This is a genomic window from Streptomyces sp. NPDC088707 (assembly GCF_044752725.1).
In the GTDB taxonomy this organism is placed as follows: Bacteria; Actinomycetota; Actinomycetes; order Streptomycetales; family Streptomycetaceae; genus Streptomyces.
The window spans coordinates 15548-31502 of the sequence record NZ_JBIVLV010000001.1 but is presented as its reverse complement, the minus strand read 5'-3'; the positions used below and the strand labels follow the sequence as shown (position 1 = coordinate 31502).

General features: G+C 68.1%; 14 protein-coding genes and 4 pseudogenes. 15 read left to right on the top strand and 3 right to left on the bottom strand.

The annotated features are described in order from the left end of the window. Positions 1-114: 114 nt before the first annotated feature. Complete coding sequence (locus ACIP84_RS00175) at positions 115-1116, top strand: D-alanyl-D-alanine carboxypeptidase family protein (RefSeq protein WP_401792647.1); 1002 nt, start codon at positions 115-117, stop codon at positions 1114-1116. 250 nt (positions 1117-1366) lie between these two features. On the opposite strand, the pseudogene ACIP84_RS00170 reads toward ACIP84_RS00175, so the two are convergent. Beyond that, positions 1367-2170 (bottom strand): annotated as a pseudogene (locus tag ACIP84_RS00170) (IS5 family transposase); the annotation flags it as partial. A gap of 193 nt (positions 2171-2363) precedes the next feature. On the opposite strand from ACIP84_RS00170, the gene ACIP84_RS00165 reads away from it, so the two are divergent. From ACIP84_RS00165 to ACIP84_RS00150, 4 genes and pseudogenes are all read left to right on the top strand, one after another. Then, the gene (locus tag ACIP84_RS00165; RefSeq protein WP_401792645.1) at positions 2364-3578 is read left to right on the top strand and encodes an MFS transporter; all 1215 of its coding nucleotides are present in this window, start codon (positions 2364-2366) and stop codon (positions 3576-3578) included. A 974-nt stretch (positions 3579-4552) separates the two neighbouring features. Further along, on the top strand, positions 4553-4906 hold the full coding sequence (locus ACIP84_RS00160) for a MerR family transcriptional regulator (protein ID WP_401792643.1): 354 nt from the start codon (positions 4553-4555) through the stop codon (positions 4904-4906). A 226-nt stretch (positions 4907-5132) separates the two neighbouring features. Continuing rightward, complete coding sequence (locus ACIP84_RS00155; RefSeq protein ID WP_030224583.1) at positions 5133-5336, top strand: cold-shock protein; 204 nt, start codon at positions 5133-5135, stop codon at positions 5334-5336. Between the two features lie 211 nt (positions 5337-5547). Next, positions 5548-5720: pseudogene (locus ACIP84_RS00150) on the top strand (transcriptional regulator); the annotation flags it as partial. Between the two features lie 167 nt (positions 5721-5887). On the opposite strand, the gene ACIP84_RS00145 reads toward ACIP84_RS00150, so the two are convergent. Next, positions 5888-6256 (bottom strand): DUF6223 family protein, encoded by a 369-nt coding sequence (locus ACIP84_RS00145; RefSeq protein WP_401792640.1) that lies wholly within the window; start codon positions 6254-6256, stop codon positions 5888-5890. 228 nt (positions 6257-6484) lie between these two features. Here ACIP84_RS00145 and ACIP84_RS00140 point away from each other — a divergent pair, with 228 nt between their 5' ends. The 3 genes from ACIP84_RS00140 to ACIP84_RS00130 all read left to right on the top strand — a co-directional run bounded on the left by ACIP84_RS00140 (position 6485) and on the right by ACIP84_RS00130 (position 9891). After that, positions 6485-7612 carry a sensor histidine kinase gene (locus tag ACIP84_RS00140; RefSeq protein WP_401792637.1) on the top strand — a complete coding sequence of 376 codons (1128 nt, stop codon included), beginning with the start codon at positions 6485-6487 and terminating at the stop codon, positions 7610-7612. Then, positions 7609-8271, top strand: a complete 663-nt coding sequence (locus tag ACIP84_RS00135) for a response regulator (protein WP_401792634.1) — start codon at positions 7609-7611, stop codon at positions 8269-8271. Before ACIP84_RS00140 ends, ACIP84_RS00135 begins: the two co-directional genes overlap by 4 nt. Before the next feature lie 426 nt (positions 8272-8697). Continuing rightward, positions 8698-9891, top strand: coding sequence for a peptidase inhibitor family I36 protein (locus tag ACIP84_RS00130; RefSeq protein ID WP_401792631.1), 1194 nt, complete (start codon positions 8698-8700; stop codon positions 9889-9891). Between the two features lie 500 nt (positions 9892-10391). On the opposite strand, the pseudogene ACIP84_RS00125 reads toward ACIP84_RS00130, so the two are convergent. Continuing rightward, positions 10392-10678 (bottom strand): annotated as a pseudogene (locus ACIP84_RS00125) (HNH endonuclease); the annotation flags it as partial. A gap of 164 nt (positions 10679-10842) precedes the next feature. Between ACIP84_RS00125 and ACIP84_RS00120 the strand changes: the two are divergent. From ACIP84_RS00120 to ACIP84_RS00090, 7 genes and pseudogenes are all read left to right on the top strand, one after another. After that, on the top strand, positions 10843-12195 hold the full coding sequence (locus ACIP84_RS00120; RefSeq protein ID WP_401792628.1) for a tetratricopeptide repeat protein: 1353 nt from the start codon (positions 10843-10845) through the stop codon (positions 12193-12195). Positions 12196-12296: 101 nt separating this feature from the next. After that, the gene (locus ACIP84_RS00115) at positions 12297-12704 is read left to right on the top strand and encodes a PRC-barrel domain-containing protein (RefSeq protein WP_401792625.1); all 408 of its coding nucleotides are present in this window, start codon (positions 12297-12299) and stop codon (positions 12702-12704) included. A 615-nt stretch (positions 12705-13319) separates the two neighbouring features. Next, positions 13320-13547 (top strand): annotated as a pseudogene (locus ACIP84_RS00110) (lamin tail domain-containing protein); the annotation flags it as partial. 47 nt (positions 13548-13594) lie between these two features. After that, positions 13595-13780, top strand: coding sequence for a lamin tail domain-containing protein (locus ACIP84_RS00105; protein ID WP_401795728.1), 186 nt, complete (start codon positions 13595-13597; stop codon positions 13778-13780). Positions 13781-14546: 766 nt separating this feature from the next. Beyond that, positions 14547-14783, top strand: coding sequence for an RNA polymerase sigma factor (locus tag ACIP84_RS00100; RefSeq protein WP_401792622.1), 237 nt, complete (start codon positions 14547-14549; stop codon positions 14781-14783). Continuing rightward, positions 14780-15184: a hypothetical protein gene (locus ACIP84_RS00095; protein WP_401792619.1), complete on the top strand. Its 405-nt coding sequence runs from the start codon at positions 14780-14782 to the stop codon at positions 15182-15184. The genes ACIP84_RS00100 and ACIP84_RS00095 overlap by 4 nt, the downstream gene beginning before the upstream one ends. After that, on the top strand, positions 15172-15663 hold the full coding sequence (locus ACIP84_RS00090) for a hypothetical protein (protein WP_401792617.1): 492 nt from the start codon (positions 15172-15174) through the stop codon (positions 15661-15663). The genes ACIP84_RS00095 and ACIP84_RS00090 overlap by 13 nt, the downstream gene beginning before the upstream one ends. The last annotated feature ends 292 nt before the right edge of the window (positions 15664-15955 follow it).

Sequence of the window (15955 nt, the reverse complement as noted above, 5' to 3'; positions counted from 1 at the left end):
CCGCAACAAGACCCCCTGGCGACGGAAACGGGGGCGCGCTCCTTCGGAAGTGCGAGCCCTCGAAGGTGAATTCAGGTGCCCCGATCCGCACCCGTCCCGCCTTGGAGGTCTCCCATGCCCGCTCCCATGTCCGCCGGCCCCCGCCGTGGCCGCGCCCTTCTGCGCCTGCCTGCCGTCGCGTACCTGTCCGCCGCCCTCCTCCTGAGCAGCGCGGCCGGCTGGTACACCTTCGCCGGGAATGAGCTCTCCGGCTCAGGGCTTACCGGCCCCGGCGCCGCGGGCACCGCAGCAGGCCCCGTCCCGAGCTGGGCGGCGGACCTGCCGTGGCCGGCGGAAGGGCAGTCGAGCGCGGAAGTCGACGGCCTCGGCAGCCTGGGGACCAGGGGCGAGCAGACACCGGTGCCGATCGCCAGCATCACCAAGGTCATGACCGCCCACGTGATCCTCACCGATCACCCGATGTCCGCGGACGAGCAGGGCATCAAGATAACGGCCGACCAGCAGGCCGCCGACGAGTCGTACTCCGCAACGGAGTCGACGGCACCTCTCGTTGCCGGCCGGGACTACACGCAGCGTCAGCTTCTGGAGCTCATGATGCTGCCCTCCGGCAACAACGTGGCCCGGCTTCTGGCCCGCTGGGACGCGGGCAGCCAGGAGGAGTTCACCAGGAAGATGAACGAGGCTGCCTCGAAACTCGGCATGGACCACACGGACTACACGGGAGCTTCGGGCATTGAGTCCAGTACGAAGAGCACTGCGAGGGACCAGCTGAAACTCGCCCGCGCCGTCATGAAGAACGAAGCCTTCCGCAGGATCGTCGCCACGCCCGCCGTCACGGCACCCGGGACCGGTGTGCAGATCCGCAACAGCAACAGGCTCCTTGGCCAGGACGGGGTGATCGGTCTGAAGACCGGTTCCTCGACCCCGGCCGGCGGCAACCTCATGTGGGCCGCCACCAAGAACATCGGTGGAACCCCCCGTCTCATCCTCGGCGTCGTCCTCCACCAGCAGGCCGGTACCCACCCCGCCCAGGCCATGGCCGCCACCTTCAGCACCAGCCGGACCCTCATCACCGCCATCCGCAATGCCCTCCCGCAGTCCTTCGCGGGGCAGTAGGGGGCCTCTTCACAACCCGGCGGAAGCCCGCCCGGTCGGCTTACGTCGTTGAAGGTGCCAAGCCGACATCGTCTGAGCAGCCCTTCAGGAGCAGCCCTTCAGGGACTCCGGTTGTACGGCCAGTACGGCGCCTGGCAGCCCTGGTTCGGTGGTGAACTCCGATTCGGTGGGCTGGGTGAGAAGGCCTGAGCCATGGCGCTTCCGCAGCGCTCCGTCGCGATCGGTGTAACAACAGCTGACATAATGAGCTGAGTTGCCGGTGGGTGATGAGGCAGCAGGCGAGTTTGAGGAGCGCCTCGGGGATGTCGGCCCGCCTTTTCCAGCGCACCCGGAGACGTCGGAAGCCGTGCAGCCAGGCGAACGTGCGCTCTACCACCCAGAGCGGTAGACACCCAGTCCGCTGCCGTGGGGTGTGCCGCGGCGGGCGATGACGGGCAGGATTCGGCGGGCACGAACCTTGTCGCGGTAGATGTCGTGGTCGTAGCCGCGGTCGGCGAACAGTGAGTCAGGCTTGCGGCGGGGACCGCCGACCCGGCCGCGGACTGGCCGGATGGCGTCGAGCAGCGGCAGCAGTTGGGTAACGTCGTTGCGGTTGCCTCCGGTGAGGATGACCGCGAGCGGAGTGCCGCGCCCGTCGGTGATCAGATGGTGTTTGGAGCCGGCCCGCCCGGCGCCAGTCGACCGGCGACGGGCCTGTGTGGATCCCCCCTTTCAACGCTCGCACGTGACTGGAGTCGACAACGCAGCGCGACCAGTCGAGCCGCGTTGCGGCATTGAGCTCGGCAAGTAGTGCCTCATGCAGTCGTTGCCAGACTCCGGCCTGATTCCAGTCTCGTAGTCGTCTCCAACAGGTCATGCCCGACCCGAAGCCCCTCTCGGTGGGCAGGTACTCCCACTGAACGCCGGTGTGCAGCACGTACTAGATGCCGCAGAGAACCTTCCGGTCCGGCACGGGCTTGCGCCCCGGATACCGGAACCGCCGTTGCTTGCAAGGGAGCAGCGGTTCGATCCGCTCCCACAGCTCATCCGACACGATCCACGGTGAAGCCCCCATGTGATCAGAATGCTCCCCCCCCTGCGGGCACCACAGCTAGGGCCAAGGCCACCTCACTGCGTTGGCCGTTGATAGCCGGAATGCGACATCACCCATGAAGGGCAAGGGTGCAGTCGCAGATCTGCCAGCCACCTCTCGATGAGACCTGCTGAACTGATCACGAAACGCGCTGCCTTTCACAGGACGGAACGCCATGCCGGCAACCACCACAGCTTCAGTCAACGGCAAACTCTTACCCCCTCGGTCCCCGCTGATGGGGTGGCTGGCTGTGGTCTCGGTGATGCTGGGGATCTTCGCCATCGTCACCACAGAGATCCTGCCGATCGGTCTGCTGACCTCGATCGGATCCAGTTTCACCGTCTCGGACGGGATGGCTGGACTGGTGATGACCATGCCGGGCTTTCTGGCGGCGATCGCCGCTCCGCTTGTCACCGTGGCCACGGCACGCTTCGACCGCCGACTGATGCTGTGCGTCTTCATGCTCTTGCTGGCACTGGCGAACTTTCTTGCCGCCGCGGCACCCGACTACTGGCTCGTACTGACCTCCCGGATCATGGTCGGGATCACGATTGGGGGCTTCTGGTCGATCGGAGCCGGGTTGGCGGAACGACTGGTGCCGCCGGCCTCGGTCGGCAGGGCAACTGCTGTGATCTTCTCTGCCGTCCCGCTGGGATCCGTCCTCGGCGTGCCGGCGGGCACCCTCATCGGAGATCTTGCTGGATGGCGAACGGCCTTCACCGTCATGGGAGCTCTGACAGTCGGTGTACTGATCATGCTGCTCTTGTTCGTTCCACCGCTTCCTCCGGTCCGGGCCACACGACTGGGCGTCCTGGGCGGCATGCTCCGCAGCGTCAACACTCGCTTCGCACTCCTGCTGACGTTCCTTGTTGTGCTGGCTCACTTCGGCACCTACACCTACGTGACACCATTTTTGGAACAGGTCACCCACGCCAGCGGTGGTCTGATCACTGCATTCTTGCTGCTCTATGGTGCCGCTGGCATCCTCGGCAACTTCCTGGGCGGCGCCTGGGTGGCCCGGTATCCGCGGAGCGTCTTCGGGCTCGCGGCCGCCCTGATCGCCACGGTGACTCTCCTGCTTCCAGCGTTGGGCCGCTGGGAGACCGGCGCAGTGATGCTGCTGATCGTGTGGGGCATCGCGTATGGCGCCGTACCAGTCGCGTCGCAGACCTGGTTCTCCAAGGCGGCACCGCACGCTCCGGAAGCGGCATCGGTCTTGTTCACGGCTTCTTTTCAGGCAACGATCTCGATTGGTGCACTCGTAGGGGGAGTCATCCTGGACCGCACATCTCCGTCCGCGGTCATGCTGCTAGGCGGTTGCACCGCAGTGCTTATGGTCCTGGCAGTAGGGGCACGCCTCGTCGGGCCGGACTGCAACGAGCGGTCCTGAACACACAGAGATTCGCCCACAGGCTTCAGTCGAACACTTAGCGCATGGCCGTCGACCTGGCTCCCGCTCGGTCAGCCACTGACCACTTGGCTCATTGTGTGAGCCGTTGCAAGTCACCCAGGAAGGAGGCGTCCATCCGCAGGGTGAGTCACGTTCTCGTACGCGCCGAATCGCATGCCGTTCGAAGTGAGGACCGAGTCGGAACAAGGCGGCACACTGGGCGCTTTGACGACGGATACCACCTACCCGCTTGCACTGGTGTGCCCCGGCTGGTCGGTATAGAAGAGCATGGGGGCGTCGGCGATCGGATCGGGCGACCTGTTCGTCAGGTGGAGGCGTGGTGTGCCGTCAGTCTGGACGTCGACCCAGTACGAGACCCGTGCGGCGTGCTCACGCCTCTTCTCTTCGGCAGCCTGCTGATACTCGCTGATCGTCGTGCGAGCCGGTCCCCGCGGACACCGTGGTCGGTCCGCGAGCTCGGTGAGGGAGTGCACCAGGGCGTTGATGCGGTCAAGGGAGTCCATGGCAGAGTTACACGCGACGAGCTGGCCCTCCAGGTGGGACGCGCTCGCCGATGTGCTGGACAAGGCTTTGGGCCTGGAGACTGCGCGCGGCTCGTCACCCGGCACCCGGCGGTGTCGCCTGGAGCGTCCAATGGTCGTACTGGTTCACCACATGGCACAGATGCTTGATCCTGTGAGTGCGCGCCGTACGGCGTCCTCCTCGTCTCCGGACGGGAAGAGATGCGGCACAGAGTTCTGCACGTCGTTCAGACCCTGATCCGGCACGTTCTTCAGGAGTTCGAGCGCCTCATCAGAAGTCCTGCCAGGGCGCGGCAGCATCGGGGACCTCCTGTCATCAGGGCCGCCGGCCAGCCGCCGGTCAGTTCTGCCCGACAGTGCCAGACCGGTCCGACACCCGAGCGAGACGGCCTCGCGCCTGCATCACGAAGGTGTCGTCACGTCCGCACATTCATGTCGGAGGCCGCTCGCGGACCCGGCACAGTAGGTAACGGCCGTCTCGACGACGACTACCCCGCCTACACGATGGGCCTGGCCGCCGAGATGCTCGGCACCACCCAGGGCCTCCTCCGCGCCATCGGCGAAGCCCGCCTCATCACCCCCCTGCGCTCCGAGGGCGGCCACCGCCGCTACTCCCGCTATCAACTGCGTATCGCCGCCCGCGCCCGGGAACCCGTCGACCAGGGCACACCGATCGAGGCCGCCTGCCGCATCATCGTCCTCGAGGACCAGCTCGAAGAGGCGCAGCGCAGCAACGCCGAATACCGGCGCGCCGCCGAAACGGCCCACCCGCCGGCCGCGGCCTGAGACGGCACCCGTCGGCCGGCCGCCACGCACTCACCCAGCGGGTGCCTTTCCTCTGGTGACGGGGTGTGCGGGCGTGTACCGTCTGCGTCAGCTGTCGTGGTTCGGAAGTTCCCTTTGCCCACGCCTTCGGCGTGGGCGTTTTGCTGTGCTGTGCCGCAGGAACCAGGGCGATCACCTCCGCCTTCCGCATCGTGTGGGAGGCGTCCATCGACTGGAAGGCATGAACATGGCTACGGGAACTGTGAAGTGGTTCAACGCGGAGAAGGGCTTCGGCTTCATCGCCCAGGACGGTGGCGGCCCGGACGTGTTCGCCCACTACTCGGCGATCAACTCCTCGGGCTTCCGTGAGCTCCAGGAAGGCCAGACCGTGACGTTCGACGTCACCCAGGGCCAGAAGGGCCCCCAGGCGGAGAACATCAACCCGGCCTGACCTGCCCCCACATCGTTGCGGAACCGGGGGCACCGGCAAAGGGGGCGCTGGCTTTTCGCGCTCCCCGGCCGAGTGCCCCCGGGCTGGTCCACGATCGGGTGAACCGTGGAGCGTCGGCCATACGAAGTTCCCCGCCTGGCCCGGGCCTGGGCCGACCTGATGAGGCTGCGGTCGTGCGCAGGAGCGTACCGGTACCTGCGGTGGCGTTGCATCCAACGGTGTCTCGCGGACCTGCCTGCCGAAGCGCCCGGTCTGCCTGCGCGACTGCGACATCGTCAGCACCGTCCCCGACGGCTCCCGCACCCGTGACGAGCTCACCGACGAACGCCTCAACCACGCGCTGGACGATCGGCGCACCGCCGTGTCGCCGTCGAGACCGACCGCCCACCAGTCCGCCGCGAGCCCTGCGTCACACCGGGGCACGCTGCTGTCCGTTGGCTCCCCGACGCCCGACGCCCGACGCCCGACGGCCTCTCCCGGCCCTTGGCGCCGCTGCCAACGGGTTGGGTGACACGGTGGCCGCACCCAGCCGTGACCCGGCGGTGGCCCGGTCATCCGATCGGCGCCGGTCTGCCGGCGCGGCGCAGGCGCGTCAGTGCCAGGCGGCCGAGGAACACGCCGCCCAGTCCCAGCGGGACAGCGACGACGGCGCCGACGAGCCCGTTGCCGGTGCCGGGACCCCCGTTGGAGGTGGCCAGGTGCAACGCCGCGAGGACGGTGCCGACCGTCCCCACCGCAACGGCCGCGATCCCTCCGGTGCGCGCGCTGCCGGTGTTGATCCGGCCGCCGACGCGGGCCAGGGCGAGCCAGCCGATCGCCAGGCCGAGCAGCCCTACCCCGAGAGCCAGATTGGCCCCCGTCCGCCCGTCGCCGATGATCCCGCCCTCTGCGGCTGTCATCAGCACTGCTGAAGCGTTCATACCGCGCTTCCCTTCTCCGTCGCCGAATCCGAGCTGTGATGTGCCTTGAGCATGCGCTCTGGCTCTCCTGCCGGTCGTCCCACAGGCGCAGTCTCTTTCCCCTCCCGCCGCTGCCGTATCCGGCTACTGCGGATGCGGCAGGCGGCGCGTAAGTACCGCGACTGCGGTAGTCGGCCGCTCGTCCATGAGCCGGACTCGCCCGTCATCGCATCCGGCTACGGTGCACCCATGAACAAGGGGCGGTTCGCAGTTCCGGCCAAGGTCACCGACTGGTCGATCGCCGTGGGTGTGACGGCGCTGGTGCTTGCCGGCGGGCTGTCCGGGCCCCACCCCTCCGGGGGCCGGGAGCTGCTCGGCGTGGCGCTGCTGGCGGCCGGCGCGCTGGCGGTGGCCGCGCGGCGCCAGGCACCACTCGTGGTGCTGGCCGTCGCCGGGCTGTCCGCGGTGGGCTACCAGGCGGCCGGGTTCGAGGTGCTCGCCGTCTCCTACCTGGTCGCGGTGTACAGCGCCGTACGCGCCGGGCACCGCGCCGTCACCCTGACCGTGTCCGTAGGCCTGCTGGCCGTTCTCCTGCTCACCTCCCTGCTCTTGCCCGGTGGTCCTGCGCGTGAGGTCGTGTCACAGGCTCGAACCACCCTGGAGATCGCCTGGCTGATCGCCGCCTTTGCCGCCGGCGAGGCGGTGCGGCAGGCCGAACGGCGGGCGGACGAAGCCGAGCGGACCCGCGAAGAGACTGCCAGGCGCCGGGCCGACGAGGAGAGGCTGCGTATCGCGCGGGAACTGCACGACTCGCTCACCCACCAGATCTCAGTCATCAAGGTGCAGTCCGAGGTCGCTGTCCACGTAGCCCGGCGGCGGGGCGAGCAGGTGCCGCAGGCCCTGCTGGCAATCCAGGAAGCCGGCCGGGAGGCGAGCCGGGAGCTGCGCGCGACCCTTGAGGCGCTGCGCGACGACGACCTCACCCCACCGCACGGACTCGATCACATCCCCCACCTGGTGGAACAGTTCCAAGCGACCGGCATCCGCGCCGCGCTAACGATCGACGGCCATCCGCATGCCGTGCCGGCCGCGGTAGGCCGCACCGCTTACCGCATCGTTCAGGAGTCGCTCACCAACGTCTCCCGGCACGCCGCCGCCACCACCGCCTCGGTGCTCATCGACTACCAGCCAGGCACCCTCGCCATCCGTGTCGACGATGACGGAAAGACCACGCCGGACTTCGCGCCGACGCCCGGCCTAGGACTGCTCGGCATGCGCGAACGCGTCACAGCCCTGGGCGGCCGCCTGCGCACACAGCCCCGCAGCGCAGGCGGCTTCACCGTCCAGGCCGAACTCCCCACGAACGGAGCGTCGTGATCCGCGTCCTCCTGGTCGACGACCAGCCGCTCCTGCGCAGCGGATTCCGCGCACTGCTCGACCTCGAAGACGACATCGAGGTAGTGGGCGAAGCCGCCGACGGCGAGGAGGGCCTGGCGCTCGCCAGCAAGCACCTGCCCGATGTCGCGCTCATCGACATCCAGATGCCCGTCATGGACGGCATCGAAGCAACTCGGCGTATCGCCGCGGAACCGGCCTTGTCCGGCGTGCACGTCGTCATGCTGACCAACTACGGCATGGACGAGTACGTCTTCGACGCGCTGCGCGCCGGTGCCGCGGGGTTCCTCGTCAAGGACATCGTGCCGGAGGACTTCCTGCACGCCGTGCGCGTCGCCGCCCGCGGCGATGCCCTGCTCGCGCCCGCGATCACCCGTAAACTCATCGACCGGTACGTCATGCAGCCGCGTCCCACCCCCGCCGGCAGTGGCCTGGAGGAGCTGACCAGCCGTGAACGCGAAGCGGTCACTTTCGCCGCACAGGGTCTGTCCAACGACGAGATCGCCGGCCGCATGGTCATCAGCCCGTCGACCGCCAAGACCCACATCAACCGGGCCATGACCAAGCTCAACGCCCGCGACCGCGCCCAGCTCGTCGTCCTTGCCTACGAATCAGGCCTGGTGACCCCCCGCACCTTCTGACCCCGCACCGCCGACCAGCCCGGCAGCTACAGCGCCCGCCGCCCAGCCCGTCACTCGCAGCCAGCCAGAACTCGCTGTGCGACACCCACAACGCGTCATACACCACGTCCCAGGGCTGGACGCCGGGGAAAGCTCTTCGCCGGCGAACGCGTTCCCAGGATCCATGACGCAACCGTAGCGGCAGGCCGTTGCCCCATAGGGACGGCTTTCGGTCTTGATCGGCCTCGACGTCGGGCCGGGCCGGAACGGGTAGCGGGGCGGGTCGGGCTGGTCCCGGGGAGGGCGTGCCGAGGACTGACGGGCGGATGGCGCCGCCACGGATCCGGTGACGACCCCAGGTGCTTGATCAGCCTGCCCGTAGGTTGGGTTATCTTCCTGGCGCGGCGTGTCGAGACTGTTCTCCGTGCCGCGTAAGGGAGGGAATCCATGCGCAACACTCTGCTTCAGCGCGCGGCCGCGTTGGCCACGACGCTGGGGATCGCTTCGCTGGGGCTGCTTGGCGCCGGTGCGACGCCCGCGCAAGCGGCGACCAGCGACTGCCCGAAGGGCTACTTCTGTGCCTGGGCAAACACCAACGGCACCGGCGCGATGTTCAAAACGAAGACGAGCGTGCCCACCCTGGGCAGCTGGGACAACAAGATCCGACTGCGGTACAACCGCACCGGCTTGCACGTCTGCATGTACGACCAGCAGAACTACGCACGCCCGGGCGGGTTCTCCTGGGATAGCCCTGACCAGAACATTCCGACCAGCGGCGGCAGCGATGAGATCAGCTCCATCAGGATCGTACCCGCGCTGCGCGACTGTGAGGCGGATCCGTATCCGTACTGGGAGAGCAAGACATCGCCGAGAGCCGGCGGGTTCGGCGACATGAACGGCGACCGGCGCGCGGACGCCCTGCTGCGTGACGAGGCCGGGCGTCTGTGGTTCCTGACCGGTCAGGGCACAGGACGTCTGATCGGCTCCGGCGGCTGGAAGGCGTTTGACGCGCTCGCACGGCACGGTGACTTCAGCCGTGACGGCCGCGAGGACGTGATCGCCCGGGAGAAGGCCACGGGCAAGCTGTGGCTCTACCCGGGCACCGGCAACGGGAACCTCGGAGCGCGCAAGCTCATCGGCAGCGGTGGCTGGAACTCTCTGGGCTCGCTGAGCGCATTCGGCGACCTGTCCGGCGACGGTCGCTCCGACCTCCTTGCTGTGGAAAAGACCACGGGCAAGCTGTGGCTCTACCCCGGAACGGCTTCCGGAGGCCTCGGTGCGCGCAAGCTCATCGGCGCCGGCGGCTGGAACGGCTTGAACGCCCTCGTCGGCGCCGGCGACATGACCGGGGACAGCCGCGCCGACCTGGTCGCCAGGGAGAAGGGCACAGGCAAGCTGTGGCTCTATCCCGGAACGGCTTCCGGAGGCCTCGGTGCGCGCAAGCTCATCGGCGCCGGCGGCTGGAACTCCATGGAGCACATCTTTGCCGTCGGCGACACTTCCGGCGATGGACGCCCTGACCTGCAGGCGTCCGGCAGTGGCCGGCTCTACGAGTACCAGGGGCTTTCCGGCGGCGGCCTGCGCAAGGTCGACCACTACAACTACTCCTGGTGGGCTCTGAGCGGCGCCACCGCTTTCTGATCCGCCACTGAACGACCGGTCCCGGGCGACCTGCCCGAGACCGGACTCGTCCCGCTCCGTAGCCCGACCACGGTCGCCGGAATCATCGACCCGGCCGCGCGCGAGGCCAACCGGCAGCGCTCCGCCTTAGACCGGCCGCGGAAGAAGGTGACCAACAGAGGCCGGGGGATCGGCAAATCATGCCGCAGCGCTTCAGTCATCCGCGTGGCGGAATCGATCCTGCGAGCGACGATCCATCAGCAGGTCGCCGCCAGGTCTCTATGTTGGTCAGGGGGAGGTCGGGGCGACTGGTCGTTGATCTGTTTCCGTGCGCGACGAATACCGACGGGTGTGGGGAGTGCTGTCCACGGTCTGCCCTCGGGTGCCGAGGCGGACCGTCAGCAGACTTCCGCCGTCAACAGGCATGTCACCGCTCGGGCCGACTGGTTGTTGATCCGCGTCCCCGTGCGCCCCTGCACCATCGATCCCCGGTGGAGGGGCGCAGTACGTCTCTGACCTGGTTACGGGGCGGGGGTGTAGTGGACGACGGTGGTCTCGCAGGCTTCGGCGTACACCCTCAGCGCGTCGGCCTCGCCCTGGTCGACGGTGAGGCCCCAGCGGAGCTTGGTGGCGACCCATTCGGAGATATACCGGCAGTGGGCGTCGGGCAGGGGCGGCATCCAGCCCTGCGGGTCCCGGTCGCTCTTCGACCGGTTCGACCGACCGGTCACGGCTACCAGGCTCGCGGCCGCGTCCTGTCGTTCGCGTAGGCCTCACGCCGGGCCGCGGTCCAGGCGCTCGCGCCAGTTGGTGGGGAGCGTCATTCGAACCGTGTGGTATTCCCGCTCCGCCCCGGTGATGGAGAGGCTCGCGCCAGCGATGCAGGCAGCGTGTGGTTCCGTCGCTCGCTTTCCATGGGGACGGCACGAAAGTTACCGGCGCCGTCAGTGGGTGGGGCTACGGTACGTCGTCGTGGACATTGGTGCTCTTGACTATCGGGTCCGGACGCAGTCCGGCTGCATCCCGCCGCATCTGGTCTCCCGGCTTCTCGAACTCGGCCATGTCGAGGAGGTGGAGTTGTGGGCCGGTCGTGGGGAGTGGTTCTGCGCCCGGGAGTGGGCGCGGCTGCTGGCCGGTCAGGGCCGCGAGGAACAGGCGCTGGAGGTGCTCACACCCTACGTCGCCACGGGATGGTGGACGGCTGTCAGGACCACGGCGGAACTGCTGGAGAGCTGGGGGCGGGCCGACGAGGCGATCGCGCTGTCCCGATCACGCATGCAGGCCGGGCACCCGCAGGCACTGGAATTCCACGCACGGCTGCTCGCTCGCCACGGCCGCGGCGACGAGGCCTTCGACCTGCTGCGACCCCACATTCAGGACCGGTCCCTCGCCGCTGCCCTGACCGACGTCGCGGACGACGCCGGCCGGGACGACGAAGCGGCCGCGCTGCTCGCCGCCCAGATCCCCGACGAGCACCGGTGCGACGAACCATGGTGCTGCCGTGGCCTCGACCCCGACACTGCGATCGGACTGCTCGCCACGATCCGCGAACGCCAAGGCCACATCGACGACGCCATCGCCATGCTGCGCACCCGGGAAAACAACTCGCTCAACAACCAGGATCAGCTGGCCGATCTGCTGGCCCGGCAAGGCCGAACCGAGGAACTGCACGCCTACGCGGCAACCGAGCCGCTCGGGCACGCCGCTCGGCGTCTGGCGGAACTGCTGGAGGAACGCGGCGACGTGGAGGGCGCGATCGCCGTGTACCGGCAGGCCGGTGACGCGTCCATCTGCCCGGGAAACGTGGCAGTGGATCTCGCACAACTCCTGTCGCGCCACGGCCGGGTCGAAGAGGCGGTTGAGGTGATGCGCGCACTGGCCGACGCGCCCGGCGGAGCCGAGGACTGGATCGTCCACATGCTCTGCACCCTCTATACCGACCAGGGCCGTCCCCAGGACGGCCTGGCCTACCTCGACGCCCTCAAGGCACGTCGCGACGAGGAGGAGTGGGAGCTCTTCTGGATCCGGCTTCCGCTGATGGCCGCCTGTGACCGGGTTGACGAAGCGGTTGAGCAGACCAGTAATCATCCCGAGGGCGGGACGTCGTACGCGGTGTCACACGTTGCCAGCCTGCTGGCCGGCGCCGGACGTCTCGAGGAGGCCGTCGCCGCACTCGAACCCCACTCGCCGGCCAACAGACATGACCTGGCTGGGTACCTCATCGACCTCGGCCGCGTGGAACAAGCCGTAGTCGTCCTTCAGGAGCACCACCCCAAGCCGCCCCCACCGTCACCCAGTCCCTGGCCCGGCACACCGCCGTTCTGAACAAACGTGATGGTGTCACGGTCCGTCTGGGTGACAAGCCTGCCCCCCGTCGTCGTTCTCGACGGGACTGGATGCCCGGCCAGGCCGCTTTCAACGTCCGTATGGGCGGACCCTGCTACGACGGGACTGATCGCGGCCCTGCCCAGGGATGCCCGTCATGCTCGGGACCAAGTTACCGCGAGACGTCCGGTCGTACGGTCGGTGCCGACCTGACGGGTTACAAGGTCGAGGCGGCCGACGGCTCGATCGGCAAGGTCGACAAGCACTCCGACGAGGTCGGCTCCTCGTACATCGTGGTCGACACCGGCCCGTGGATCTTCGGCAAGGAGGTTCTTCTGCCGGCGGGCACGATCGACCGGGTCGACGCGCAGGAGGAGAAGGTCTACGTCGGCTGGACCAAGGACCAGATCAAGGCCGCCCCGGAGTTCGAGAAGGACAAGCACCTCGGCAACGAGGACTACCACCGCCAGGTCGGCGGCTACTACGCCGACCCCTCGAACCGCCTGTGAGGCAGCCGTAGACGCACCATGAGCGCGTCGCCGGCGAGTACCCAGCGAGATGCCCCGGACCTGAGGACCAGGTCCGGGGCATCTCACTGGGGTTCACAGGGTTTGGTGTAGGCAGGGCGGGAGGCTGACTTCGTCCTGCGGCAGTGATCACGCTGACCGAGCACGCCCCGGCCGCGAGCGCCTGACCGCCACTGACATCGCCCACGCTCGGAGGCAGTTAGACCGCATTCGAAAGACGCTCGCATGTGCGGAAGGGGGCAGGCCTGTGCGAAGAAACGTGCAGGACAGCTGTTACCCGCCCGAGTCACGCGACTGGCCCAGTGCGCCGGGTGGTGCTCCTGGTGGTGCGCCGGAGCGTGGAAGGGCTTGCCGGTGATCACTGTGCGGGTGGGTGTAGCTGTCAGTGAATGTCCGGGACGTCTGTGGCATATGCGTGCCGGGTGCAGGCGACTGTGACGGGAATGTCCGCACCCGGTATCGGGCCTCAGTCGGCGTTCCAACAGGCGGGGCGGGGCCGCGGAGTTCGGGGTCCTCGGCCCCGCACCGGGCCGGAACCGCACCGCTTCACCAGCTTCTTTCGGCTTGTGGGGCACCGTTCTTGAGGGGACATCCCCCATGTCTGCTTCTTCGTCCGCCCGCCGTATCGCCGCGACCGTCCTCGTGGCCGGGGCCATGGTCTCGATCGTCGCCCTGCCGGCCTCCGCTTACGACGGCGACCGTCACCGGACGCCGAAGGTGGAGATCAGCCGTGTCCAGGCCGACATCCCCCGACGCGACAACCGCTCCGTGCGGTCGCTGAACGCCGAGTGGGTCGAGATCAGCAACAACACCCGCCAGGTGATCGACCTCGACGGCTGGACCCTGAAGGACGAGGACGGCCACCGCTACAAGTGCAACGACTTTCCTCCCGCCGGCCGCTCGTCCACACCGGTGAGGGCCGCGACACCCGCACCGACGTGTACCAGGACCGCCGCAACTACGTGTGGGACAACAAGTCCGACACCGCGACCCTGCGCGACGCCCGCAACCGCACCGTCGACACCGAGTCCTGGGGCCACCGCCACCACCGCCGCTGACCCCACTCGTGCCCCGTCTTCCGCTACGTCCCCAGCGGAAGACGGGGCACCGGCATGTCATCGTCCGACACGGGAGAAGCCTGCGGGCGCGGGCTGGGCGTGATCGGCAGGCCGCGGACCGCATCAGCACTCAGAGGCCATGGCAGAGGCGGACAACCGGAAAAATCTGGTGAACGGACCCAACCCTCTCCTTCGCCTGACCCATATAGCTGTCAACGGTCCACCTGAGGGAGCGGAGGGGTAGCGACATGATGGAAGCGGCGGCAGCGGTCCGGGGGGCATTGAGGGGCATTCGCGGCCTGGGGGGTGTGTGGGTGTATCTCACTGAGCGGGTCCGTGCCCAGCCGCTGTGGAGCTCGAACGCGAACGCAACAAGGCGAGCGTGGACCTGGTTACGCAGGTCAAGGACGGCATGGACTTCTTCGAGTCGGAACCGGGCGGGCGTACGAGGGTCATCCGCCGGACGTCGAGTTCGGCGCCGCTCGAGCCCAGTCGGCAGAGCCCCACGCCGGGGGAGATCACTTCGTGAGCGACGAGGAGTTCGACGGCGAGGTTATCGCTCTCTTCGCCCTGCACGGTGATTCCATGCACCGCAGACTGTTGACATCCGGGGTCCCGGCGGGCGAGGCCGAGACGATCTTGCAGGACGCGTTCCTCGCTGTCCGGCGTCAGTGGGCGCGGAGACCTGCGTCAGGCCTACTGGAAGACGGTCTACCAGGACAGGGAACTGGCCCAGAAGTTGGCGCGCGAGTACGAGGAGGCGAGAGTGTCGGCCGACGAGGAGGTGATCGCCTCCATCGTTGTCCACGAGGCGCTGCAGATGCTGCCCGAACGTCAAGCCTCCGTCGTCAAGCTCCGCCACCTGCACCAGTTGAGCGTCGCAGAGGTCAGCACGGCCCTGGGCATCGCGGAAGGCACCGTCAAGCGCCACTGCCACGACGGACTGAGGGCGCTACGACGAGCGCTCGAGCAAGAGCCCGACGGGCGAGGAGGTGACCAGTGACCATGCACGAAGCACAGGAGCGGAACACCGCCGGCGCCGAAACGCTGGAGCGGGAGAGGATCCGGCGCTTTGGGCTCGCCCTGGACAAGCTCGCCCTCGACCCCGACGAGGCGGGACGCATCGACGCACTGAACGCTGAAACGCTGGAGCGGGAGAGGATTCGGCGCTTCGGGCTCGCCCTGGACAAGCTCGCCCTCGACCCCGACGAAACAGCACGCATCGACACGCTGAACGCCGCGGTGCACGACGCTGGCTCCTCGCTCGTCCGGCCCTCGAAGACGACCTCGGCCAGCTGGGTCCTGAAGAGAGTGAGGGGCTCACCGACGACGTCAGCGGGGCGTACTACACCGCGCCTCCGAGTTCGCCCGAGGAGCGCCTCAACCCCGAGATGGTGGCGCTGAGGAAGGAGGAGCTGAGGCACTACGAGCGGCGCGAGATGTGGGCCCGGGAGGACGAGAGGGAGCGCACACGCCAGGGTTTCCAGGACCAGGCAGAGCATCGGGAAACGGAACTGGAGCTCCGTCGGTTGCAGTTGGCCGAGGTCGCCGTTCACAGATCGATTGAAGCCGGGGGTGTCACAGCGATCAGTCTGCGGCTGGGCAACTCCATCTCCGTAGACATCCCCTCCCCTCAGGTGGCAGCTGAGCCCCCGCACTCTCGGCGGCCCACCTGGATCGGCGACGACACCGTCGCGCTCATCGTGATCATCCTCAACACCCTGCTGGTACTGGCGGGAATGCTGACCGGCTCTTCCCTCACGCTGGCGCTGGTAGCGAGCTTCATCCTCAACGGAACCGTGCTCACCCTCATGGGCGTCGTGCGCTCCCTGCGGAAGACCCGCCGGTCCCGCCCGCGGGACGCCGAACGAGCTGAACCGTAAGGGATACGCGGCCGCGCCACTGCAGAGTCTCCATTGACGCGTGCGTAAGAGACTTATGGACGGATGACAGGGCCGCGTTCATGCCGGACACCGGGGTCCGCTAATCGATAAGCGGACCCCGTGTCGCCCCGGATGTCACTGCTGCTCGTGTCCCTCACGCCTCTCGACCTGGCCCAGAGTGCCGGCGGATTGGTACGAGCGTGGGCTGTCACGATCGGGAGGCCGCGGACCGCATCACCACTCAGAAGCCAGGTTGCGATACATGCCGCACGCTCCTCCAGGAGAAGCTCAT